This is a genomic window from Paenibacillus praedii, assembly GCF_049725345.1.
Classification (GTDB): domain Bacteria; phylum Bacillota; class Bacilli; order Paenibacillales; family Paenibacillaceae; genus Pristimantibacillus.
Window position 1 is genome coordinate 18,115 of record NZ_JBMWAM010000002.1, and the last position, 23,683, is coordinate 41,797.

Here is a 23,683-nt window from a genome sequence, read left to right on the forward strand (position 1 = left end):
ACGTGCCGAATACGGGTGTCTTATATTCGTAGTGTAAAGAAGTCCTGAGCTGCGCTCCCTTTATTAGTAACGTCTGGCTCGGTTTAGTTCGATTTTGCAAAGCTAAACCGGGATATAATTACGCCAGACTAAAAAAGGTTTTTTAACGACTTAATGGAATGATTCGAGCTGCTGGAAAGCTGCGGCTGAAATGAATACGATAAAATCAAATTAATTTGTGTTATGCGCTCGATCCACTATAATGCGCCACCTTCATTGAAGCAAATAACAGCGCAATCGCTTAGTTTCAATTATCTCACGAAAGGGATGCGCCACTTGCTGCGTATGTCTGCAGCCTCGTTCCAGGTTGCCCCGCGTCTTGCCGCTTCGAGCAGAGGCTCGATGTAAGGCTCGAGCGCGGCATAGCTGTCCGTGGCGGAGATGGACGATGCCACGGCATCGAGGCAGTCGGTGAGCTCCGAGCGATCACCTGCGTAGTAAGCTTCCACATACCGCTCCTCTAGAGCAGGTATGTAGGTTATGCTCATCGCCTCGCGGGCGCAAAGCAGCGCCAGCGCGAAGGCCGCTTTGGCCGCTGCCGGCGAGATGAGCCAGCTCGGCAGCGTGCGGTATTCGAACCCGCCATGCGGCTGCTGGCGGAAGTCCCCGAGTATGCCATACCGGGGACGGCGGGCCCGCCCTGCGGGGTCCTCCACCATTGCGAGCGGGAATGCCGCGAAGCTGTCGAGCAAGCGGAGCAAGCGGCTGGTAAGCGGCGCTCCGCTGATGTGGATGTGCCCGCCGAGCGCCAGCCCCGGCACGGGCATTGCTCCAGCGGCCCAGCGCAAGCTAGGGTCGCTGATGCGGTCGGCGGCGCGCAGCAATAGCCGCCGCACATTTGCGGCGAGAGCGGCCGGATCCTCGGCCGGCTCGGGCCGCAGCTCGGCGACGGGATAGAGCAGCCGTCGCCCGATGAGCACGGCGTCGGCTCCGGCTGCCCCGCCGACGCCTTCGCCAAAAAACCGTGACGCCGCCGCAACCTTGCCAGCTGGCGTCACCAGCACAAACTCCGGATCGGCGCCGATCAACAGCGGCCGCCTCACCGCAGCCTCTGCTCTCGCCGCCGCATGCCAAGCGGCGAATCGCCTCAGCATGGCCTCCTCCAGCCTCGTATCCCTCAGCTTCGGCCAGGCTGCGCGGACGGCTGTCCGCCCGTCCCCGCCCAGCGCGACTTCGGCCTCACCGATATCGAGGCCTAGCGCATAAAGCGCTTGCACGGCTGTCCGCGCCACCCGCCGCAGCACCGGATCCTCCGGCCATTGCCCAATACCATGCCCGGCCGTAACGCTTCCTCGCATCCTTGCGCTAACCCCTACGTCTGCCCCTACGCCTGCCGGTGTATCCTTTATCACTTGCCCGCTGCTTGCAAAACCACCGTTATCTATCTCATACGATTCGGCTAGCTCTCGCCTTTCCCCTACGCTTGCGCGGCCCTCCATGCTTGCACGTCCTGCCTTCCACAGGCCGTCTTCAGCGCATGGGATTGGCAATTCCTGAAACGACTTTCCCATGTGATCGATGCGCTTCATTTGCACCGGCTCCAGATGAATAACGCTCACAAGATAGAGTCGTTCACTCTCAATCGATTTGCCTCCGCAAAGCCCCGCTCTCTTCCATACCCGCTGTTTTTCGCCATCCATCATCCTCACTGCGGCAAAGCCTTTTACATTCAGAACCCAAGCGCCTGGAAATCGTCTGCTGTCAATCGCTCGGGCATCGGACCAAGCAAGTACAGCATCACCTGCTTTTACATTCGTCCATGGCTGCGCGTGGAGCGGCTGACCATTCCATTCACCTGACGTATGTACCGATTTTCTGCCGTATGCCACAAGCTCCAACCGATCATAGCTGCCGCGCCAAATCCACGTCGAAGCCATTAAGCTTCCCCTCCATTTTTTGCCTGAATAAAAAAAAAGGAGGGCTTTCGCCCTCGAATTTGCCGCTTACGCAGCATATGATACATTAAATGCGCTGCTTCCCCAGCTCGCTTACAACTCGTCGTCCAGAAGATCTGGATCCAAATCCTCATAATCATTGTCGCCGAGGCTGAACTCCAGGTCCTTGCCGTCCAGGTCGCCGCAACCGCCTGGCAGCACGGCCACACAAACCTTCGTCTCGGCTACGAGCTCTACCGAAAACTCACGTTCTACGCGTATCACAACGCTGGACCCGTTCGAAGAAATATTGGCTTCGATACAGTTCGGCTCTTGGATGACATCGGCAGATACCTCCTCTGTAGAAGGCCGATGCTTCGGATCTACATAGGAGAGGTTGACATGCTCGACGTAATGTACAGACTCCTTCGCTACGTCAGTTTGTGAGTTTTTGCTGTACGAATACCAGATGTTGATATCGTAAGTACCAACCACCTCAATACCGTCGCCCGAACGAACCGCTTCATACTGATGATTAATGATCCATGCTCCCAGAATACTGGTCGGATTATGAGGCGGCGTTACGGTATGGGTTACAGTGGAAAACTTACGACCTTTGCCGCAGACAGCTTTCGTAATGATTTCTCTGTACTGGAGCTGTTTATCTGCAATAGTCATTGATTTAACCTCCTCCATACAATCATTCATTTAAAGTGTATGCAGGACATTCGTCTAGGGTGACTGTTTCTTTTTCCGAAACGAATAATTTCCCTCTATATTCTATGGCCGCATTTCGGACAAAATGACTTTTCTTTTTTTCAAACGCTTCGCAACGCTTAAATACCTCTCCAGCTCTCGCAGCAGCATGAGGAGTGATGCGCGAACCTCAAATTCTCCCCTCGTTTTTGGCAGCTCCATCATTCGGAACTGCTGTGTCAGCTCATTAATCCGCCCCTCAACCGAGCCTTCGTAAACATCGGATTTCACATCGTTTGACAGCTGCTCAAGCAGCTCAGCGATAAGAGCCGCCTGAGGGAATTTTTCATATACGAACGCCAGCTCAACAAGCATTTGCTGAACCGATTCCAGCTGCTCCCGCCTCATCTCAAAATAAGACGACCAGTAATGCTCCTGTCCCCACAGCCGATTCTCCCGATTGCGCGCCGAGCGCTGTGCGCCTTCCTCGATCGCGGAGTAAGCGTCAAGAATTTCACCGCCATTCCACACATGCGAAGGATTCCGTAGCGTAATGGCCATTTCATTAAAAATAATACCAAAGCCCTGTTCGATTCTCGTGCGATAGTAATTGAGCTGATGCTCATCCTTCGGCATATAAATGATATTGACGATTGTCGCCCAGCCAAGACCTGCGAATAGCAGCAAAATTTCATTTCCGATCACATGGATGGTCACCTGACCATGATTAAATAAGTGAAAGACGATGACTGAGCTGGTCACTATGCCGTCCTTTAATTGAAAGCGGGAAAGAATCGGGAATGTGATAAGAATAAATACGGCAACCGCCCAAATATGAAAGCCGAACACCGTAAATATAAGTGAAGCAAAAAAAAGGCCAAGCACTGAGGCAACGAATCGTACAAAGGCACTCTTCAGCCCTTTCAATCGCGTAACCTCTACGCCGAGAATAGCAAGTATGCCTGCTCCAAGCGGCGGCTCAAGCCCCAAATAAACGGCCGTATAAATAGCTGCGATGGCGGCTAGCGCCGTTTTAATAATTCGAATGCCCATAATCAAAATAACCTCGTCTGCGCTAGAATGTATACCTACATCCTAACGTTCGCGCCAGCCTGCCGTCAACCGCCGCTCGAGCACGGCAACAAGCTGATACATAACCGTCGCGACCGCCGCTATGACCAGCAGACTTGAAAGGACAAGCGTAAAGTTGAAGACCTGGAAGCCATAGATGATCAAATAACCAAGGCCGAGCTTCGCCACAAGGAATTCACCAACAATGACACCGATCCATGCCAAGCCGACATTGACCTTTAGCGTTGAAATGATAACCGGGAAGGAGCCCGGCAAAATGACAAGTCGAAACAGCTGCAATCGTGATGCGCCAAACAGTCGGACTACTTTGATATAACCGCTGTCGATTTCCCGAAATCGATTATAAATATTTAAAGTCGTAATAATTACCGTCACCGATAACGTAATCGCCACGATAGAAATAAATCCGGGACCAAATCCAACGATGAAGATGGGGCCGAGCGCAACCTTCGGCATACTGTTGAGCACAACCAGATAAGGATCGAACACGCGAGAGAGAAAAGGAAACCACCAAAGCAGCGCGGCGATCATTGTTCCGAGCAGCGTGCCAAGGGCAAAGCCTACGACCGTCTCCATTACCGTCATGCCAATATGCGGCCATAACGAGCCGTCTGCGAGCGTCCGCCAAAGCTGATCAAACATCTTCGACGGAAAGCTGAATAGCAGCGGATCAATCCATTTATTTCTACCCGCTGCCTCCCACAAACCTACAAATAATAAGAGCAGGGCGATTTGAGTCGTCAAGACTGCTCCCGTTAATCGGCGATTCCGCTCCTTAAAGCGATAGTGAAGCTGCTGCATCCAGTCACGGCGGTCCTCTTGCACGCCGGATATAGCTGCGATATGATGCACCACTCCATGCTCATTCATCGGATCCACAGGCATGGGCTTCTGCTCTCTACGCTCATTCATCGATTCTTCACTCGTGGGCTTTCGCTCTCTAGGCTCATCCATTGCGTCCTCCCCCTTCGTCGTCCTCCTCATCAAGCTCTGCCCACAGTCGGTCGAACAGCTCCTGAAAGCCCGGAAGCTTGCGCGCAGCCATAGGGGCAGCCTGACGAATATCGGCAGGAACCTCGATCTCACAGCGAATATGACCCGGATTGCGCCCCAGCACAATAACGCGATCGCTCATCGCCGCCGCCTCCGCCAAATCATGCGTCACGAGTACAGCTGTTTTGCCAAGCCGCTTGAGCATCTGATGCACCAAGTCCTCCAGCTGCAGCTTAATATGAAGGTCTAGAGCGGAAAATGGTTCATCGAGCAGAAGCACCTCCGGCTCTGTTGCAAGCGTCCTTGCCAGTGCGACTCGCTGCCTCATCCCGCCTGAGAGCTCATGAGGATAGCGGCTGCCTGCGTCTGGCAGTTCCACCTCTTCAAGCAATAAATCGACTGAGGCAAGCGACTCAGCTGACTTCCTGCCGTTAATTTCCAATCCGACAGCGGCGTTATCCCGAATCGTGCGCCATGGAAACAAATAATCCTGCTGCAGCATATAGCCTACTTTAGGCGAGGGGCCGACAACCCGCTCACCATTTAGCAGCACCTGCCCCTTCGTCGGCGGAAAAAGTCCGGCAAGCAAACTAAGCACCGTCGTTTTTCCGCAGCCGCTAGGGCCGACTAAGCTTATAAATTCCCCGCGGGAGACTGCAAACTCGATCTTCTCCACCGCAAGCGAAGCTCCTTTTTCATTCACATAAACATGTGACAACTGCTGCAGCTCAAGCACTGGTAATTGAGTCATGCCTAAGCCTCCGTTCCCTGCTTTGCTTTTATTTCACCGTTTCAATCGCCTTCTCGGCAAAGCTTGTGTCCACCAGCTCGCTGTGCTCGGTCCGTTTCTCGAGCTCGCCTGCAGTTGTAATAATATCAAGTAAATTATTCCATTCCGCTTCATCGATAATCGGATCCGTAGCGAAGGAGTCCTGCTGCTTGTAACGGTCAATCGAGCTGATTAGAATATCGCGGTCCACATTTTCAAAAAACGGCAGAACCGCCTCTGCGATCGCCTCAGCACTGTTGCTTTCTACCCAAAGCTGCGCTTTATGAACAGCATTCGTGAAGGCTTGAATCGTATTTTTGTTTTTGTCGATATAGCTATGCTTTGCCATAAAAACGGTATAAGGCAGACGACCGCTTTCCGTACCGAACGATGCGACCACATGGCCTTGGCCTTCCTTCTCGAATATCGACGCTGTTGGCTCGAACAGCTGCACGTAATCGCCGGTTCCGGAGGCAAACGCTGCGGAAATATTAGCAAAATCTACGTTTTGAATAAGCTCGAGATCCGCATGCGGATCGATTCCCTGTTTCTTCAGTGCGAATTCACCTGCCATTTGCGGCATTCCTCCTTTTCTTTGCCCGAGGAACACACTGCCCTTCAAATCATTCCAGACAAAATCCCCTTTATCCTCTCTGGACACCAGAAAGGTTCCGTCAGTCTGCGTCAGCTGCGCAAAGTTAATAATGGGATCATCGGTGCCCTGCTGATGAACGTAAATCGCAGTCTCAGAGCCAACAAGCGCAACATCGATCACATTGGACAGCAGCGCCGTCATCGTTTTATCGCCTCCCGGCGTTGTCGTCAGCTCGACATCCAGCCCTTCCTCTTCAAAAAAACCTTTTGCCATAGCCACATACTCCGGCGCGTAGAATAATGACCGCGTCACCTCGCCTATCCGAACTTTTACCTTCTCCGAATCTCCACTGCCGCAGGCAGCCAGAGCTGCCGTCGAGACAAGCGCCACCGCGAGCAGCAGCGACAACCATATACGTCTTTTCATTTTAGACCCTCCTGCGCTTTTGCGTGAAATAGATGTATTCCAGCCTATGCGATAGAGCTGTTGAGGGTGATTAGCCCGCACAAAAAGAAGGCTGCCTATCGTCAATCGACGATGGACAGCCTTCATGTCTTCAGTTAAGGCAATTTAAATTAGAGCTTATAGATATCGGTGTACTTCTTCGTCAAGTATGTGACCAAGTATTGCGGATCTAGCGGCTTGCCGGTCACGCTCTGAATAAGCTCCGATGGTGTTCTCAGCTTTCCGTATTTATAGATCCGTTCTGTCAGCCATTTTTTTATGGGCAGCAGTTCACCGCTGCCCACAAGCGACCAGAAGCCTTGAAGCTCCCTTTCCATTGTATCGGCGATTTGCGCCGCATACATATTGCCAAGCGAGTAAGACGGGAAGTAACCGAAGGCGCCGCCCGACCAATGCACATCCTGCAGTACGCCGTCAGCATCGCTTGAAGGAGTAACACCCAAATACTCTTTGTATTTGTCGTTCCATATCGCCGGAAGGTCGGAAGCCTTCGCACCCTCGTTAAAAATAAGCTTCTCCATCTCATAGCGGATAATGATATGCAAATTGTATGTCAATTCATCTGCTTCAATCCGAATAAGGGAAGGCTGCACGACATTGTTGCCGCGATAGAACTGATCGACCGACACATCCAGCTGCCCGGGAAAGCGATTCTGCAGTTCGCCGAAATAACGCTCCCAGAACGGCCTGCTCCGACCGATGACATTTTCCCAGAATCGGGATTGCGACTCATGAATCCCCATTGAGGTGCCCGTGCAAAGTGTCGTTCCGATAAGCTCCTCCATAATATTTTGCTCATAAAGCGCATGCCCGCCCTCATGAATCGTACCGAAGAGTGCGCTCGTTACATCCTCTTCCAAATAACGGGTCGTAATCCGCACATCGCCGGGACTTAGCCCCGTTGCAAAAGGATGTACGCTCTCATCGAGTCGTCCCGCTTCAAAGCTGTAGCCCATTTGCTTCAGGATGTATAAGCTAAAGTCTTTCTGGGATGCTTTGTCGTACGTTTGCCGCAAAAATGACGTATCCGGCTGATGCGGTGAATTTGCAATGGCAGACGCGAGCGGAACAAGCTGCGAGCGCAGCCCGCCGAATACAAGGTCCAGCTCGGCAACAGTCATGCCAGGCTCGTATTGATCCAGCAGCGTATCGTAACGGGTTGCTTTCACCCCCCATAGATCGATAAATTGGTTCGTATACGAAATCACCTTTTCCAAATAAGGCTGGAAGCTCGCATAGTCATTATTTTCCTTCGCTTCCTCCCACTTCGACTCCGATTGCGAGGCAAGCACTACGTATTCTTGATAGAGCTGCGGTGGAATTTTGACGCTGCGGTCATAATCCTTACGTGTCTCCGACACAAGCCGCTGCTCGATTTCTGTCAATTCTGCATAGACAGACCCTTCCTCCAGCGTCGACAACGACTCCCCAAGCTCAGGCGAAGTCGACAGCTTGAACATATCGCCGGACAACGCCCCGATTACCTCCGAGCGGTTATCCATTCCTCTTCGCGGAGCGCCCGTCCGCAAATCCCAGTAAAGCACGCCCAGCGCTTCCTCATAGCTTTTTATTTTTCGAATCGTTTCCTTGAAGCTTTGCAGCGTATCCTTATGTATTGTCGGCATCTCGATTCCGCCCTTCTTTTTTGACTAATAATGCATTCCATTCAATGGAACTTAACTTGATCTTACTTATTTCAGTCCTTATAATCAACTTAAACCTGCTGGATTTGTGTACAGGATGAGATAGATGGAGTGAAGGGAAGGAATTCAAAATGAATATTACGTTTACAAAATCAGCCGCCGATCGTCTGAGTCCTTATCTTAGCGACGGAACCAAGCAGCTGAAGCTGCTTCATGATACAGAAGGCTGCGGTTGTGTCGTAAGCGGCGTACCGGCGCTTCAACTCATAACCGAGCCAACCGTTGATGACAGGCTCACGCAAGGAGAGCCATTCCCCTTCTATTACGAGCCGCGTCACGAGGTCTATTACGAGCCGCAATTACGTGTCGATTATGACGCTGCTCGGAGCAGCTTCAGTCTGAAGAGCGACAGTCAAATCTATACGACGAATCTGCGATTTTTAGCGTAATAATTAGGTTTTCCTCTGTTCATTCATTTTAATAAGGAAGTGCCTTGTAAATCCGTTTCAACCGAAACGATCACAACCCTTAAGCACTCCGGACTGAATCTGATGCGCTGGCTGACGGGCTTCGACAACGTGCGTGACAGCGTACTTAACAGCGTGAGCATCATTCGGAATCATCCTCTGCTGCCTACGAATATTTTAGTGCACGGATTAATTATAAATCCGGAAACAGGCGAGTTAGAGCTGGTAGAAGGAGAACGCGGCGCTCCCCGCTTATAAGAAAAAGAGCGCAACGGCATCTACACTGATCCGTTACGCTCTCTTTTTTTCGCTTCAAAGGCCGCAAGTCTTGCCGCAATCACACCCGAACGATCTCTAAGCTTATGCCGATAAATAATAGAAGCATTCGCTAACGGACTTGGAGCGCCCCACTCCCATCCACGTTCCTTACAAGCGGCATAGCATAATGATTTCAGCTCATCGTTTATAATATTCAAGTTCATATCCGTATATTCCGTGCCTCCCGCTTGCAGCAGTCTCTGTATCCTTTCGGATATTTCCTTAAGCAGGCTCTCACTCTCTAAGCCTAGGGTTGACAAAGGAGCCTCCGCGAGTCTAGTCCTCGCTTGCACATACATTTTTCGCGCGCCAACCGTGTTCCCCCGTCGTTCATGATAAAGCCCGACAGCCAGTTGGATCAGACCAACCCAAGTATCGGCGAGCAAATCGCCCGGATGCTCCTTCCAGTACTCCTCGAGCAGCTCATGGCATTCAAAATAGTCACGAGACGCGTGAAATTCCACCAGATAGGAAAGGTAAGCTTGAGGGAAAGTCGTCATAATATTCCTCCGAACCGCTTATATTTTCATAAAATCGAACCTACAATAGAAGAAGTAAATGAAACCTTTGTTTATATTAGCCGTATTTTATGGTGTTAGCAATGCTTGAACAAGCAATCAGGAGGAGAATTTACAGATGAGAAAAGGATTTATGATTATGGTGGCGCTGGTGCTGTTCTTCACTGTAGGATTTGCGCAATATGCGGATGCTAAGCCGCGGGGCGGTATGAAATCGCCAAAGCAAAGCGTAACGCAAACGCCGCCGAAGAAAACAGAAAACACAAATCAAACGAACCCCGGTTCCACTGCAGGCTCGACTGCCGGTGCCGCTAAGCCTGGATTTTTCAGCGGCGGAAGCTTAATGAAGGGTCTAATGATCGGCGGATTGGCTGGTCTACTGTTCGGCAGTATGTTTGCCGGAATGGGCGCATTCGGTGAAATTCTTGGATTAATGATTAACCTGCTTGCGATCTTTGCGATTATTATGCTCATACGCGTAGCGTTTGTGTATCTTCGCAGCAAGCGTAATCCGCCCGACCAACGGAGACCTTACTAATCGTGCGAATATATACGGATGAAATTATAAATGCGATCTGCTTCCAAATGGCCGATCGTCGAGGCGTTAAGCCGACAGATGTGGAAGTACAGCTTTCTTGGGAAGAGGAATACGGCTACACTGCAGAGGTTTGGGTGAACGGTCGCAGTCAATACATTATCGAAGCTAACATTCTCGAGGCCATCGAGCAATATATGTTCAAGCAGTATAATCGCCGCGTATTCCGCTCCGACATTAAGCTGGACGCAGATGAAGAATTTTGGGCAGATATTGCGGATTAAAATCCATAAAGCACGCGTTGAACCAGATGATCCTCGTGATCAGATGGCTCATGCGTGCTTTTTTTATGGCTGTTTTGCAGCTTATGTCAATTATTACCGCATAAAAAAGCATCGGTTACGAGCAACCTCTCTACTCTTTCTGCGTCTAATAGAAAGACTATGAGAGGAGTGTGGTAGAAAACGTGATGAGAAATAAAATAAGCTTGACCTTAGTGCTGTTATTGTTCTGCCAAACAATATTGGCCGGAGCTGCCAGTATGGCCGATGCGGCGGCGAGCCAAATGACCAAATATCGTGTCTATCAGAATGATCAGGCACTGAGGGAGTTTCCAACGGAATCCGGCGCTATCGCCTATGCGAAAAAGTTTGGCTACAGCCATGTCGAAACCATCGCCGGACGAAGCTGGGTATGGGATAACTTCCCTCGCTACAAGCTCTATCAAAATGGAGTATCCAGCACCAAATGGGAATTCAGCACCAATGCACAAGCATTGAACGCTGCCAAAAAGCTTACAAATGTACATATTAGAGATCTTGAAAACATTGGCTGGACTTATCAATCCTATTCGAAGTACAGACTATATCAAGGCGATAACACTAAGGACAGCTGGACCTTCTTGACGTTCGATGCCGCAAAGCAAGAGGCCAAAAAGTGGGGTAACGCACATGTCGTCGATTTAGCGACGAACAATTGGATTTGGAGTAATTTGACCGCAGCACAAAAAACTGCGCAATTAAAAGCCGCTCCCGCCTATCAAATTACGGTAGATGGCTCACCTGTGCAGGAGGGCAAGCTTTACTCCTTCCTATATGATGCAAAAACAGCTTCATTGAAGATCGCAAACAGCGAGGTTGTAAATACGGTTACCGGCAAGATCGTACAATCCAACGTGCCTGCTTACACTGTTTCGCAGAACGGAACTGCCCTGCAATCCTTCATTAGTCTGGATGCGGCTGTTCAGCTCGCTAAAAAAACGCCTAATGCCGAAGTGCTGATGGGCAATACGGTATTATGGTCGGGTATCCCCTATCTAGGCGTATATCAAGGCGATAAGAAAGTAAGAGCCTTCAATACCCGAAGCGGCGCAATCGCCTTCGCGAATGGCTATGCGAACGCTACCGTCCGCACGTCCGATGGCCGCGCAATCTGGAGTAATACAAAAAGCCTTGTCTACCTAGGCTGGAATGGCAGCGCGACAAGTCAAACCGTGCTGGCTCACGTAGCGAATACACAAGGACTTTCCATAGATTCACCGACGTGGTTTGAATTATCTGCCGCTGATGGATCAATCAAGGATACGTCAGACAAAGCAATAGTCGATACCTTCAAAGCGCAAGGCATACAAGTGATGCCTCTTGTTCACAATCAATTTGATCGAAAAATGACCACCGCGTTTTTGAAAAACAGCACCGCGCAGCAAAGCTTTATTAACAAGCTGGTCGGACGCTTAGTCGAGCTTGGGGCCGCAGGCGTCAACCTTGATTTCGAGGAGGTCGCAGGCAATGACCGGCAGGCTTACACGAACTTTGTAACTGCATTAACGAATGCTGTACATGCGAAAGGAATGAAGCTATCCATAGACCTCCCTCGCGGCAGCTTAAGCTGGAATCACTTAACCGCTTATGATCATGCCGCCATAGCAGCCGTCGTCGATACCGTGATAATTATGGCTTATGATGAGCATTGGAGCGGGAGCAACACTCCGGGATCCGTCGCTGGTCTACAATGGTCTGAGGAAGGCGTCAAGCAATTTCTGAGCTACGGTATTCCTCGCAGCAAGCTCATGCTCGGCATCCCCTTCTATGTGAGAGAATGGAAGCTCGACAACACAGGCAAGCTGGTTGGCAATCGAGCAATCTACATGAGTGAGGTTCCAAAGCTTATTTCCGACACGAAGGCGCAAGGCGTGCTTGATCCCGAATCGGGTCAAGTGAAATACAAGTATGTAAAGGACGGTTTCACCTATCTATTCTGGGCGGAAACGGAAGATACCGTCAAGGCGCGCATAAACATTGCCAAAACCTATGATCTGGCCGGCGTTGCAGCATGGCGGCTTGGTTACGAAAGATCGGATTTGTGGACATTGATGCTGCAGATGAAATAAAGACAATCATCCCCGTAGGTCAGGTTGACATACGGGGATGGTAATACGAAGGAACGCACGATACCTTTATGGGTGTACAGCGGGAAGCCGAATTGTCACCTTCGTTCCTCGGCCAAGATTGCTTTCGTAGGTGATTTTACCGTTCATTGCTTCAACAATTCGCATGGTGACAAGAATGCCAAGACCTGTCCCCGACCCCTTGGTCGTGAAGAAAGCCGTACCAATTTGATCAAGATCCGCCTTGGACATTCCTTTACCCGTGTCCATAATTTCAATATAAATAACCTCGTTACGATAATAAGCATTAACGGTCACATCTCCCGTTTCGGGTATCGCTTCAACACCATTTTTGATCAGATTTAGAATCACTTGAGAAAGCTTCGGCTTCTCAGCCATAATATAAAGATCTGTCTGCTCGCAATAGAAATGCAGTTGAACATTTTGGATTAGTCCATAAGAATTCATAATTTCGAGCGTGCTCTGCAGAAACCCTGAAACCTCGATCACCTCAAGCTGATCGGCCTGAGGCTTAGCTAAATTCAAATAATCGGTAATAATAAACTCTGCGCGCTCGAGCTCTGATAAAGCGATTTTCAAATAATCCCTTTTCTTATCGTCAACAGATTCCTTCAGCAATTGCAAAAAACCTTTCACGACTGTTAATGGATTGCGTACCTCATGTGCTACTGACGCTGCGATCTGACTTACAATCTTTAGCTTCTCGTTGCGCTCCAGCTCCAGCTTCAGCATCGTGCTTTCTATGATATGCTCGTTTAGCAGAGCCGAAATCCACATGCCAATAACTGACACTAAAGCGAAGGTGGAGATCAAGGCAAACAAATACATGACGTCGATCGACAAATGCAATTGATGACCATAAAGCTTTAAATATATGTATAACAAAAATTGAATGATCAGGAAAGCGTTTACAGAAAGCAGAATACTAATAACCACTCTTTTGAAAACAGCATAATCCGGAAATTTTCTTACGAAAAAAAAGCTTGGACCTAGAATAGAGATATAGCCAAATATGGCTAACACAAAGATTTCTCCGCCAATATAGATCTGATAAACAATAGCAATGAACGCAGAAATGATGCCGGGAACATATTTCCCCGAGCTATAAATAATGGATACAAGAAGTGGAATGCTTCGTAAATCCCATTGAAAATCACCCGCAACATAAACCGGGTTTGCCATGCATATTGCGGCCGAGGCACCGAACATTATACCATTAATAATTTGATACTGTACACTATCCGTTACTTTTTTGCGAGCGAAAAGGAACTGTTGGATAAAGATCGGAAACAATATGATAATTAGATGTAGTAATAGTTGATTTACCATATGTATGAATCATATTCCTCTCCCTTAATTTACAATATTTTGATAGTGCGAAAGTACTAACTCTTTCTTTTTATAATAACACATATTTTAGAGGCGAATCGTAGCAATTTAAAGATTATTTTTTAGATGGAAGGGTCGAAAAAAATCTCGCTTCGTGCTGAGAAGCATCGAAACGAGGAAAAAATATTGCTTATTTTTGTAATGCCTCACGTAAGGCTTTAGGAAGACTGGCGCGAAGCAGCTGAAATTGTTGCATAATAAATTCAAATAATTTTGATTTTAATTGACGAATGATATAATGGCTCTTAGATTAACATTCTAAAATAAGAGGAGCGAATGTGATGTCAATTATTGCTTACTTGAATTTCAAAGGGAATTGCCGGGAAGCGGTCGAATTTTACGCAGAAGTGTTCGGAACGGAAAAACCATCTATCATGGCTTTTGGAGATATGCCTCCCAACCCTGAGCATCCTATTCCCGAGGAAGCGAAAAACTGGGTGATGCATGCGATGCTTATGATTAACGGAAGCCCTCTCATGTTTTCGGATGTTTTCCCGGGTATGCCATTTGCGATGGGTAACAACATTAACCTCATGGTTCACAGCAAGGACGCGGATGAAGTAAAAACCTGGTTTAACAAGCTGAAAGAAGGCGGACAAGTCGGCATGGAGCTTCAAGAAACCTTCTGGAGCAAACTGTATGGCAGTGTAACGGACAAGTTCGGCATCGAATGGCAAGTCAATTTGAACAATGAAGAAGCCCAAAGGAAATCAGAGTAAAACCAGGACGAGGGGCTGTCTCAAAAGTAGGTTTGCTCGCTTGATGAGACAGCTCGCTTCATGAATGAATCGGCGAAAATGAAGAAATGGCGTGGCCAGGGGGTTATCCTTGGCACGCCATTTCTGGTTGTTGGTCTATTGCTGACTTCTTGAGCAAATTGCGGGCGAGCGAAAGCCACCCGACCTCAAGTCTTACCTTTGGCAGGCCTCGAAGCAGGAAGCGCCGGAATCCCCGGTTATATCAGTAGGCGATACCCACACGCGATTTTATAAAATCGCTATTTTTTATTTGGCTATATGTAAATTCCGCTGTATCCGTCACGGATATTTCAAAACCACCTTCCGGCAAAAAATTACGGTCTACACGGTAATTACCTACACTTTCTCCATCCGGCAAATACGTAGGACAGACAATAGTCCATTCGAGTGTTGATTGTTTTAGCATATCGTAAACTTTATGATGTTCTTTTGCTGCACGGACTGACTTACGCTTTGATTCAATTGACTGATAACGCAGTGATTTTGGGGTGGTTCTACTTTGTAGGATACCAGCAGTTCCTATAGTTATAATTCGTTGTATACCTTCGTTTTGCATTGCTTCGATAATTAGTGGCATACTTTCTGAAAGAGTAGTTGTCCCATCAGTATTTAGTGCACTAATAACTACATCATTCCCATGCATGACACGTACGATATCATCTTTATTTAGAACATTACCTTGAATTATAGTTAACTTTTCATTATTTATTTGAATCTTCTCTGGAGTGCGAACTAATACAGTAACATGATGTCTGTCATGAAGGGCATAAGTAACTATTTGACCTCCAACTCGTCCAGTTGCACCCAAAATTAAAATATTCATGAGAACGAACCTCCTCTTGCGAATACAAATATTACTCTATAGCTTAAAAGTTATTATATCGGCTTTTTCAACTAATAGGGGCTTTTGTTTATTAACGAAAACTGCCAGTTAATTTAGCTGGTACATGGTGGCTCCCATCACCGGAGAAGTGGCTCATTTTTTCCGGAGGTGTGGCTCACTAACTACCGGAATGATGGCTCTTTTAGACCGAAATATTCACTCGACCAACCGCACTTGTCAATATATCCAAATATTACAATTTTCCAGTTTACATCTAGATTGAATTATTGTAATATTCTTTATAAAGAACTTAATTATTCTTTATTGAATTGACGTCTGGAGGTGTTGAGTTCGTGCCCAAGTTCAAGAAAGTTTTAAGTCTTACTTTATTGATTTCGTTATGTATGTTCCCGGCTACCGTTTTCGCATCATCGAACCAGTATTCTTCAGATAGCAAGAAAAGCTTATTTACTAACCTTTTCTTGATCTTCACAGGCTCAGATAAGGATTATACAGATAAAGATTATAAATACGATGACTACAAAGACAAGGATTGGGGTTTCAAAGATTTTCTCGATTCGTTTGATAAAGACAAGAACTGGTGGGATGACTCCAATCCTTGGGATGATCCCAAGAAAGACTCCTACTCTCTATGGGAGAAGTACTATTGCTATTAAATAAAAGCAACCGATACGCCGCTGGTCTATCCAGCGGTTCTTTTGTAAGTTCGTATGATACCTTATCCATAATCACTCTCTTTGATAAGGTATAAGATCCTAAACCTAAGGCAGTTACCAGCATTACGATGCTTAGAAAAGTAATTAAAAAATTCATGAGAGAGACAACTGCAGCTATTCTCTTTCGGATGTGCATTCGTTTGCACAAAGCTCCAACCTAAAAAGCAAAAATAGAATACCATTTCAGAGGTGAAAACCAAAAAGACTGCCGATCGGATCGACAGTCTGGCTATGCTAATGTTTTCTTTTGTAATAAGTAATAGCAAGCGCTAATGCCAGCACCGCGCCCTTCACGATGTCCATCGCATAATAAGGAACAGACAGCATGATCAGTCCATTGGATAGAATTCCGATCAGCACTGCGCCCGCAAACGTTCCAAATGCATTCGGCTTTCCTGCTCCAAGAACAGAATAACCGATGAACGCAGCCGCTACCGCATCCATTAAATAAGGACCGCCCGCATTGACCTCTGCGTTCATCACCCGTGCCCCAAGCACAATTCCGCCGATAGCCGCGAATAAGGCTGAAACAAGATAAGCGATTAACCGATACTTGCTTACTGCGATGCCTGATAGCTTCGCTGCCTCTTGGTTGCCGCCAATCATGTACATATAACGGCCATGCTTCGTATAGGAGAGGAACAGATGAACCGCCACGACGATTACGAGCATAATAATGATGATCCAGGGCACCTGCCCGAGCTTCCCAAATATGTCCGGAATTTGACCAGTTGCGAAGTCGCCATTAGGCAAAATCATATTTTGAGAGATCGTCGCACCTCTTGTGTAGGTAAGTGCCACGCCTTGAAAAATGAACATCGTCGCCAGCGTCATCAGCATATCCTGAATCTTGAAGTTTATAACCAGGAATGCGTTTATCAAACCAACTGCAAGACAAAATGCAATCGTAATGAAAATACCTAGTCCGAAGCTATGCTCGTGCCAGACGAACATCGAAATGACTAATGCATTTGCAAGAGAAGCAGTTGATCCGACCGATAAGTCAAAGCCGCCAACGGTTAGGGACACGGTCAGACCAATTGCAATAATCGTAACGATTGAAATAGAACGTAAAATATTAATGACATTCGTTCCGCTCAGAAAATTATCTGTCATTGTGCCGAACACGGCAATGAGAAGCAGAATCGTAATAAGCGTACCGTATTTGTACAAAAAATCGAATAAAAGAAAAGATTTTTTCTTCCGAATCGGTTCGGCAGTATTCATGTTAACAAGCCTCCAGTACTATAAAGCAAAATCTCTTCCTCACTGCTGTCTTGCGTGTGCAGCTCCTTGATGACGCCGCCGTCATACATCACGTACACCCTATCCGTTATGCCGATGATTTCCGACATTTCGCTCGAAGCGTACAAAATGCATTTCCCACGGTCTGCAAGCGCGGCAACGAGCTTATAAATATCCCGCTTCGCGCCGACATCAACCCCTTTGGTCGGCTCATCGAATATGTATACATCCGCGTCCACCAACAGCCACTTGCCGATCGCAATTTTCTGCTGATTGCCGCCAGAAAGATTTTTTACCTTCGCTTGCTCATCAGGCGTCTTAATGCCGAGGCTGCGGATGATATCATTAGCAGCAGCTTTTTCCTTCACTGCGCTTAGCCATGTCCCCAGTCTTGTAAAGCGCGATAGACTAGCAACACTTAAATTGACTGATACCGACTCCTGTACAAATATACCCTCCCGGCGCCTTTCCTCCGGCACTAAAGCGAGACCGCTGCGCACAGCTTCATGCGGCGATTTTATGCTCAGCTTGCGTCCCTGCAAATAGATGTCACCCTTAGCCGTTGGAGAGGCGCCAAACAATGCGCGGCACAGCTCTGTTTTACCCGCACCTACTAGGCCTGCGATACCTACAATCTCACCTTTTCGTATGTACAGATCCACATTTTCCACCTTGTCGTCATCGCGAATCCCTTTGGCTTCAAACCATTTATCGCCAATTGTCCGCTTCATATCGGGAAACTGCCCATCCATCTTTGTGCCAAGCATATATTCAACAATCTTGTGCTGATCGATATTCGCAATTTCATCACGAATGACGAGCTGCCCGTCTCTCATAATGGTGATATCTTCACAAATCTCGTAAAGCTCGGGAAGACGATGAGAAATAAAGATGATGCCTACTCCTTCTGATTTTAAAAAGCGCACTAATTGGAATAGTTGCTCCGTTTCACTTTGGCTAAGCGGAGCAGTCGGCTCGTCCAGAATGAGAAAGCGACATTGCTTGGAAACAGCGCGTGCAATTAGCACCATTTGCTTCTCGGCTAGCGTCAGTTCCTGTACTAGCTTTCTCGTAGGGACTTTTACATTCATGCGGTCAAGAATGGATTGTGCCGATCGGTGAAGCTCCTTCCAGCGAATAAGGTGACGACCGCTCATATCATGCACCATTTGCTCCAGCATGATATTTTCTCCCACTGTCAAATTGGAAATTAGCGCGGTGTCTACCTCCTGATAGACGATTTGAATACCGTTGTCCTTCGCTTCCTTTGGGGTTCGGATATGTACCTCTTCCCCATCAATGTTGATGCTGCCGGTATAATGATCATAAGCGCCTGCAAGCACCTTCATCAGAGTAGACTTCCCTGCCCCGTTTGCTCCGACTAGGGCGTGAGCTCTTCCGGCAACGCTATGGAAATCAACCTCGGTCAGTGCCTTTACCCCTGGAAAGGCGATTGAAATCCGTTTCATATCCAGCCAGCTTTCCCTTGAGTCCTGCAACAATCGCACCTTCCTCTCCAAACAGGATAGAGCGCCCTTCTCTATGCAGAGAAGAGCGCCTAGATTGATACTATTATAACATCAATTAATGCTTACTTGTCGTTAGAAGACTTCAAAGCTTTCATCCAATCTTCTTCGAACGCATCCGTAGTACCCCATCCTGGGATAATATCAGCAAGAGTAACCATGTTGACAGGCTGGGTCGAAGTTTTCAAAATTTCCTGACTTATAAGTGCAGCCTCCAGATTATACGTAGAAGGCGTTTCTTCGCCAGCGATTTTCTTAGCAAGCAGCCTTACGTTAACTGCACCGATCATCTTAGGATCAACAGCCGCTGTAGCTACCCATGGGCTGTTTTCTTCTTGCATGATTTGCAGATCGGCATTCGATACATCGATACCGTAAATTTTGATCTCCGTACGTCCCGCTTCAATCAGCGCTCTTGCAGCACCGATTGCAAAAGCATCCCAAGTAGCGAATATCGCGTCAATCTCTCCTTTGGGATGTTTCGTCAGCATCGCAGCAACTGCATTTTGCGTCTCAACCGAAGTAGTGGCATTCGCTACGCCGAAGCGTTCGATTTCCTTGATGCCTGGATTATTCGCAAGTGTTTCCTGATACACCGTATTGCGGCGAACCATCGCTGGGAAGCCATCTACCCACAGGTATACGATATTTGCTTCCGCGGCCTGCTCTTCCACAAGCTGATCAAGCGCATATTTCGCAAGCGCTTCATCGTCCTGCGACGTCAAGGTGACACCTTCAATCTCAGCAAGCTCGCCAACGGAGTCAAAAGCGACAACCGGAATGCCTTTATCCTTCAGCTTCTGTACAGCGTCAACCGTTGCAGGGTCATCACCATGTGAGATGACAACGCCGTCATAGCCGCCATCTGTCGCTTGTGCGATTGCATCATGGAACTTTGCCGTGTCTCCGTTTGCGGAGAACGTATCTACCTTAAAGCCTAGCGATTCGCCCTCTTGCTTAGCACCAGCCAAAAATTGTGCGGTATGATCATCGCCGCCGATTTTACGGATGACCATTAATTTAATTTCATCCTTGTCGGCAATCGCCGCCGGAAGGTTCTCAATTCCTTCGACTACAGGCGAATTCGCAGCCGTTGCACCGCTTCCGCTGTTTGTGTTACTGCTGCTGGTTTGTCCACAGCCCGTTGCAACAATGGCAATCGCCATGAGCAGGACAAACGCGGTACGGAAATTTCTAATACTCATTCTGTCTTCTCTCCTTATATATAAAGAAATAATAATTAACATAAGTAATCCTATAGGATATTAATTCCAACGTCAATATAAAAATAAAAGAGACCAAACAAAAAAACCGCCTAAGCAGAAGCTTAGAGCAGTCCTTCTTGCGAAAATTAACGAATACGATATATAACAAGCACAAGCTCATTGCCGGACTCGAGATCATACGTATAATCCTCCATAAAGGATGTACCTATAAAGCCACTTGTACTTACAACTTAAACTTACGTTTATCATACTCCGAGAGGAGAAGTATTTCAATATCATCCCTGCAAAAAACTTTCTAAATTCAAAATTGCTCTAAGCGATACGTATACCCGCAAAAGGAGCAGCGAAACAGCACACTTTTTTCCCCGATCGTAAACGTAAGCCGCTCATCATCCTCGATTTCGATAAACTCTCTCCCGTTCTCATCGCGATCGCCTGTTGCAAACATAACCGTTTTGTTGCCGCATTCACATTCAAAGCTCATCATTTCCATATCTCTCCTCTAGCTTATCTTTAATGAGTATTTCATGAACATGATTACACTAATAAGAGCCAGACTTGACGCATAGCCTGCAATTATATCCGTTATGCAATGTACATGAAAATAAACCCGGCTTCCTCCCCCTGTTTCATTGCTTCAAGCTGTTCGCTTCGATATAATTATCGATGACATTATTATATTACAAAAACAGAGACAAGGAAGGGTTACGAGAGACATGTACATAGCAGATAAATGGCTTGATTACGAGGTAATTGATACAGGAGATGGAGACAAGCTGGAGCGCTGGGGCAAATACACCCTGCGCCGTCCGGATCCTCAAATTATTTGGCCGATAACAAATGAAACCGAATTGTGGAAAAAAGCCGATGGCCATTATCACCGCAGCAGTTCAGGCGGCGGCCAATGGCAAATCAATCCGACTTTGCCGGAGCGCTGGACGATCTCCTACGGCGAGCTCAACTTTCATATTAAACCGACCAATTTCAAGCATACCGGTTTATTCCCTGAGCAGGCGGTGAACTGGAGCTGGATGATGGATAAGATCAGGTCTGCCGGCCGGCCGATTCGTGTCTTAAATCTGTTTGCCTACTCAGGTGGCGCAACCGTTGCTGCCGCTGCTGCCGGCGCAGAGGTCTGTCACGTGGATGCCTCCAAAGGGATGGTCCAGTGGGCCAAAGAAAATGCGCAGCTGTCCGGATTGGAATCCGCGCCTATTCGTTATATTACAGACGATGTGTTCAAGTTCGTGCAGCGCGAGCAGCGCCGCGGCAAGCAGTATGATGCGATCATTATGGATCCTCCGTCATATGGACGCGGGCCAAGCGGTGAAACTTGGAAGCTGGAAGAAAATTTATTCCCGTTTTTGCAGACCTGCACGACCATTCTATCCGACAATCCATTATTTTTATTGATTAACTCCTATACGACAGGCCTGTCGCCTTCCGTCCTGCACAATCTGCTGCATATGACGATGAATGAGAAGTATGGCGGTGAAATCAACTGCGGCGAGATTGGCCTGCCGATTACCAAATCAAGACTGAATCTTCCCTGCGGCATTTTGGGGCGTTGGGAGTCGAAGTAATGTCTTTACCTGTTTTGTTTGAGGATAATCATGTGCTGGCAGTCGTAAAGCCTCCCGGCATCCTCTCACAAGAGGATGATACAGGCGATCCGGATATGCTTACGCTGCTGAAGCAGGACTTGAAGGAACGCCATAACAAGCCGGGAAACGTGTTTCTCGGCCTTGTCCATCGTCTAGACCGCACCGTAGGCGGCGTTATGGTATTTGCCAAAACGTCAAAATCCGCATCAAGACTATCTGAATCGGTGCGCAATCGTCTTTTTGAAAAAACATATATATGTGTCGTGCAGGGAAAACCGGCCGAGCCGCAGGCAAAGCTTACACACTATATTCGCAAAGACAGCAAGCATAATCAAGTTACGGTTTTTGACAAACCAACCTCTGAAGCTAAAGAGGCAATTTTAGACTACGTGGTCGCAGCGACAACCGGTCGATTTTCATTAATTGCCGTACGTCTGCATACAGGAAGACCCCATCAAATAAGAGCGCAATTATCACATATCGGTTGTCCGCTTGTCGGGGATCTCAAATATGGCGCAAGCAAAACCGCCGGCATATCGGATATCGCCCTATGGTCAACCTCCGTAACCGTCCCTCATCCCATCACGAAGGAAAAGATGAGCTTCCACTCTATTCCTAGCGGATCTGATGCTTGGACCTGGTGGACGGATGAGCAGCTCAAGTTCGCCTCAACGATGCTCATCAATCAATCGGGAGGCTCGACTTAGAGATGCAACGAACAAAGCAGAGAAGGCTGCAATTGATTTTATTGCTACTAAGCGTAATCGGATTATTTATCATCTACCTCCTGCCTTGGCGGAACGATCTGACTTCTTATGCGCCAGATGCGACTCCTGCATTGCTGACAGAAGAACAAGCACAAGCGTCCACCTCTCCTGCCGTGATTGAGCCTTCCACAGCTCCTCCTGAGCCTGTGTACTCGGATGCGGTGTGGATGGCAGTCGGTGATATTATGATGCACATGCCTCAGCTTCCAGGCTCCTATGATCAAGCAACGGGCAGGTATAACTTCAACTCGGTTTTCACAGAGGTTAAGCCGCTGCTGGAACAAGGAGATTGGGTGATTGCGAATCTTGAAACGCCAATCGCGGGGATAGAATTTGGCTATTCCGGTTACCCGCAGTTTAATGCGCCGGTCGAGCTTGCAGAAGCATTGAAGGCTGCAGGCTTCAACCTTATTACCAATGCGAATAATCATTCGCTGGACAAAGGGGAAAACGGACTGCTGCGAACGCTTGAAAACCTTAAGGCATTAGACTTGCCAACCGCGGGAACTGCAGCATCCCAGAAAGAAGCAGATACCCCGCTGCTGATCGAAAAGAACGGAATCGCAATGGGACTGCTTGCTTATACGTATGGAACGAACGGCATTCCCGTTCCTGCAGGTAAACCTTATTTAGTCTCCCTCATTGATGAAAAGAAAATAAAAGAGGACATAAAGCGGCTTAGAGAAGCCGGCGCGGATTTTATTATGGTCTCCCTGCATTTTGGAACCGAATATCAACCGTTGCCTAACGAAGAGCAAAAACGTCTGGCCAGAGCTTTAATTGCAGCTGGAGCTGACATTATTGCGGGGTCCCATCCGCATGTCGTGCAGCCGTATGAGGTCATTGAAAAAATCGATGAAAACGGGCATGTCAAAAAAGGACTTATTATTTATTCTATGGGAAATTTCTTATCCAATCAGCGGGGAGATACGAAGGATTACGGAGTTATCTTCAAGGTTAGCATTCGTAAAAATTGGAAGGATGGGTCGGTAGATTTAACAGAAATTGAAGCAGTACCGACATGGGTTCATCGTTACAAGCCTGATCAATCTTACAGGTACCGTATACTGCCTATTGAAGCAACGATTGCTTCTTCATCAGACACCTTATTGACACAAGCCGACTACGATGTTTTAAGAACGAACTACGAGCTGCTGCGCAATCGGCTCGATTCTTTAAAATAAGGTACGTAAACGT

Annotated in this window: 24 protein-coding genes and 1 pseudogene; 10 read left to right on the top strand and 15 right to left on the bottom strand. The window is 47.8% G+C overall.

Features of this window, described 5'->3' with window-relative positions; translation table 11 throughout:
- Positions 1-290: 290 nt before the first annotated feature.
- From ACO9K6_RS02575 to ACO9K6_RS02605, 7 genes are all read right to left on the bottom strand, one after another.
- Positions 291-1,916, bottom strand: coding sequence for a putative amidoligase domain-containing protein (locus ACO9K6_RS02575; protein WP_424765976.1), 1,626 nt, complete (start codon positions 1,914-1,916; stop codon positions 291-293).
- Between the two features lie 111 nt (positions 1,917-2,027).
- Complete coding sequence (locus ACO9K6_RS02580) at positions 2,028-2,591, bottom strand: outer spore coat protein CotE (RefSeq protein WP_424765977.1); 564 nt, start codon at positions 2,589-2,591, stop codon at positions 2,028-2,030.
- Positions 2,592-2,693: 102 nt separating this feature from the next.
- Positions 2,694-3,662, bottom strand: a complete 969-nt coding sequence (locus ACO9K6_RS02585) for an aromatic acid exporter family protein (RefSeq protein WP_424765978.1) — start codon at positions 3,660-3,662, stop codon at positions 2,694-2,696.
- Between the two features lie 42 nt (positions 3,663-3,704).
- Positions 3,705-4,502 carry an ABC transporter permease gene (locus tag ACO9K6_RS02590; protein ID WP_424766232.1) on the bottom strand — a complete coding sequence of 266 codons (798 nt, stop codon included), beginning with the start codon at positions 4,500-4,502 and terminating at the stop codon, positions 3,705-3,707.
- A gap of 145 nt (positions 4,503-4,647) precedes the next feature.
- Positions 4,648-5,445: an ABC transporter ATP-binding protein gene (locus ACO9K6_RS02595; protein WP_424765979.1), complete on the bottom strand. Its 798-nt coding sequence runs from the start codon at positions 5,443-5,445 to the stop codon at positions 4,648-4,650.
- Positions 5,446-5,473: 28 nt separating this feature from the next.
- Positions 5,474-6,484: an ABC transporter substrate-binding protein gene (locus ACO9K6_RS02600; protein ID WP_424765980.1), complete on the bottom strand. Its 1,011-nt coding sequence runs from the start codon at positions 6,482-6,484 to the stop codon at positions 5,474-5,476.
- A gap of 149 nt (positions 6,485-6,633) precedes the next feature.
- Positions 6,634-8,148 carry a carboxypeptidase M32 gene (locus tag ACO9K6_RS02605; protein ID WP_424765981.1) on the bottom strand — a complete coding sequence of 505 codons (1,515 nt, stop codon included), beginning with the start codon at positions 8,146-8,148 and terminating at the stop codon, positions 6,634-6,636.
- A 149-nt stretch (positions 8,149-8,297) separates the two neighbouring features.
- Here ACO9K6_RS02605 and ACO9K6_RS02610 point away from each other — a divergent pair, with 149 nt between their 5' ends.
- Both ACO9K6_RS02610 and ACO9K6_RS02615 read left to right on the top strand, forming a co-directional pair.
- Positions 8,298-8,615, top strand: a complete 318-nt coding sequence (locus ACO9K6_RS02610) for an iron-sulfur cluster biosynthesis family protein (protein WP_424765982.1) — start codon at positions 8,298-8,300, stop codon at positions 8,613-8,615.
- Positions 8,616-8,717: 102 nt separating this feature from the next.
- Positions 8,718-8,891: a carbonic anhydrase gene (locus ACO9K6_RS02615; protein ID WP_424765983.1), complete on the top strand. Its 174-nt coding sequence runs from the start codon at positions 8,718-8,720 to the stop codon at positions 8,889-8,891.
- Positions 8,892-8,911: 20 nt separating this feature from the next.
- Here the strand turns inward: ACO9K6_RS02615 and ACO9K6_RS02620 are convergent, their stop codons facing one another.
- Positions 8,912-9,451, bottom strand: coding sequence for a DUF309 domain-containing protein (locus ACO9K6_RS02620; protein ID WP_424765984.1), 540 nt, complete (start codon positions 9,449-9,451; stop codon positions 8,912-8,914).
- A 136-nt stretch (positions 9,452-9,587) separates the two neighbouring features.
- On the opposite strand from ACO9K6_RS02620, the gene ACO9K6_RS02625 reads away from it, so the two are divergent.
- From ACO9K6_RS02625 to ACO9K6_RS02635, 3 genes are all read left to right on the top strand, one after another.
- Positions 9,588-10,007, top strand: a complete 420-nt coding sequence (locus tag ACO9K6_RS02625; protein WP_424765985.1) for a hypothetical protein — start codon at positions 9,588-9,590, stop codon at positions 10,005-10,007.
- Between the two features lie 2 nt (positions 10,008-10,009).
- Positions 10,010-10,288: a YxcD family protein gene (locus ACO9K6_RS02630; RefSeq protein WP_424765986.1), complete on the top strand. Its 279-nt coding sequence runs from the start codon at positions 10,010-10,012 to the stop codon at positions 10,286-10,288.
- A gap of 185 nt (positions 10,289-10,473) precedes the next feature.
- Complete coding sequence (locus ACO9K6_RS02635; protein WP_424766233.1) at positions 10,474-12,393, top strand: glycosyl hydrolase family 18 protein; 1,920 nt, start codon at positions 10,474-10,476, stop codon at positions 12,391-12,393.
- Positions 12,394-12,459: 66 nt separating this feature from the next.
- Here ACO9K6_RS02635 and ACO9K6_RS02640 read toward each other — a convergent pair whose 3' ends face one another.
- Entirely contained in the window at positions 12,460-13,593 is a 1,134-nt protein-coding gene (locus tag ACO9K6_RS02640; protein WP_424765987.1) for an ATP-binding protein, read from the bottom strand.
- 488 nt (positions 13,594-14,081) lie between these two features.
- On the opposite strand from ACO9K6_RS02640, the gene ACO9K6_RS02645 reads away from it, so the two are divergent.
- Positions 14,082-14,519 (top strand): VOC family protein, encoded by a 438-nt coding sequence (locus ACO9K6_RS02645; RefSeq protein ID WP_424765988.1) that lies wholly within the window; start codon positions 14,082-14,084, stop codon positions 14,517-14,519.
- Between the two features lie 103 nt (positions 14,520-14,622).
- On the opposite strand, the pseudogene ACO9K6_RS02650 reads toward ACO9K6_RS02645, so the two are convergent.
- Positions 14,623-14,760 (bottom strand): annotated as a pseudogene (locus ACO9K6_RS02650) (transposase); the annotation flags it as partial.
- Positions 14,761-15,381, bottom strand: coding sequence for an NAD(P)-dependent oxidoreductase (locus tag ACO9K6_RS02655; protein ID WP_424765989.1), 621 nt, complete (start codon positions 15,379-15,381; stop codon positions 14,761-14,763). It abuts the pseudogene before it with no gap.
- A 353-nt stretch (positions 15,382-15,734) separates the two neighbouring features.
- Here ACO9K6_RS02655 and ACO9K6_RS02660 point away from each other — a divergent pair, with 353 nt between their 5' ends.
- On the top strand, positions 15,735-16,058 hold the full coding sequence (locus tag ACO9K6_RS02660; RefSeq protein WP_424765990.1) for a hypothetical protein: 324 nt from the start codon (positions 15,735-15,737) through the stop codon (positions 16,056-16,058).
- A gap of 294 nt (positions 16,059-16,352) precedes the next feature.
- On the opposite strand, the gene ACO9K6_RS02665 is transcribed toward ACO9K6_RS02660, so the two are convergent.
- The 4 genes from ACO9K6_RS02665 to ACO9K6_RS02680 all read right to left on the bottom strand — a co-directional run bounded on the left by ACO9K6_RS02665 (position 16,353) and on the right by ACO9K6_RS02680 (position 20,602).
- Positions 16,353-17,345 (bottom strand): ABC transporter permease, encoded by a 993-nt coding sequence (locus ACO9K6_RS02665; protein WP_424765991.1) that lies wholly within the window; start codon positions 17,343-17,345, stop codon positions 16,353-16,355.
- Complete coding sequence (locus ACO9K6_RS02670) at positions 17,342-18,832, bottom strand: sugar ABC transporter ATP-binding protein (RefSeq protein WP_424766234.1); 1,491 nt, start codon at positions 18,830-18,832, stop codon at positions 17,342-17,344. Before ACO9K6_RS02670 ends, ACO9K6_RS02665 begins: the two co-directional genes overlap by 4 nt.
- Before the next feature lie 122 nt (positions 18,833-18,954).
- Entirely contained in the window at positions 18,955-20,094 is a 1,140-nt protein-coding gene (locus ACO9K6_RS02675; protein WP_424765992.1) for a sugar ABC transporter substrate-binding protein, read from the bottom strand.
- 322 nt (positions 20,095-20,416) lie between these two features.
- Positions 20,417-20,602, bottom strand: coding sequence for a hypothetical protein (locus ACO9K6_RS02680; protein WP_424765993.1), 186 nt, complete (start codon positions 20,600-20,602; stop codon positions 20,417-20,419).
- Between the two features lie 229 nt (positions 20,603-20,831).
- On the opposite strand from ACO9K6_RS02680, the gene ACO9K6_RS02685 reads away from it, so the two are divergent.
- Genes ACO9K6_RS02685 through ACO9K6_RS02695 form a run of 3 tightly spaced genes read left to right on the top strand, consistent with a single transcriptional unit; the run spans position 20,832 to position 23,670 of the window.
- Positions 20,832-21,698: a class I SAM-dependent methyltransferase gene (locus tag ACO9K6_RS02685; protein ID WP_424765994.1), complete on the top strand. Its 867-nt coding sequence runs from the start codon at positions 20,832-20,834 to the stop codon at positions 21,696-21,698.
- Positions 21,698-22,426 (top strand): RluA family pseudouridine synthase, encoded by a 729-nt coding sequence (locus ACO9K6_RS02690; RefSeq protein ID WP_424765995.1) that lies wholly within the window; start codon positions 21,698-21,700, stop codon positions 22,424-22,426. The genes ACO9K6_RS02685 and ACO9K6_RS02690 overlap by 1 nt, the downstream gene beginning before the upstream one ends.
- 2 nt (positions 22,427-22,428) lie before the next feature.
- Positions 22,429-23,670, top strand: a complete 1,242-nt coding sequence (locus ACO9K6_RS02695; protein WP_424765996.1) for a CapA family protein — start codon at positions 22,429-22,431, stop codon at positions 23,668-23,670.
- The last annotated feature ends 13 nt before the right edge of the window (positions 23,671-23,683 follow it).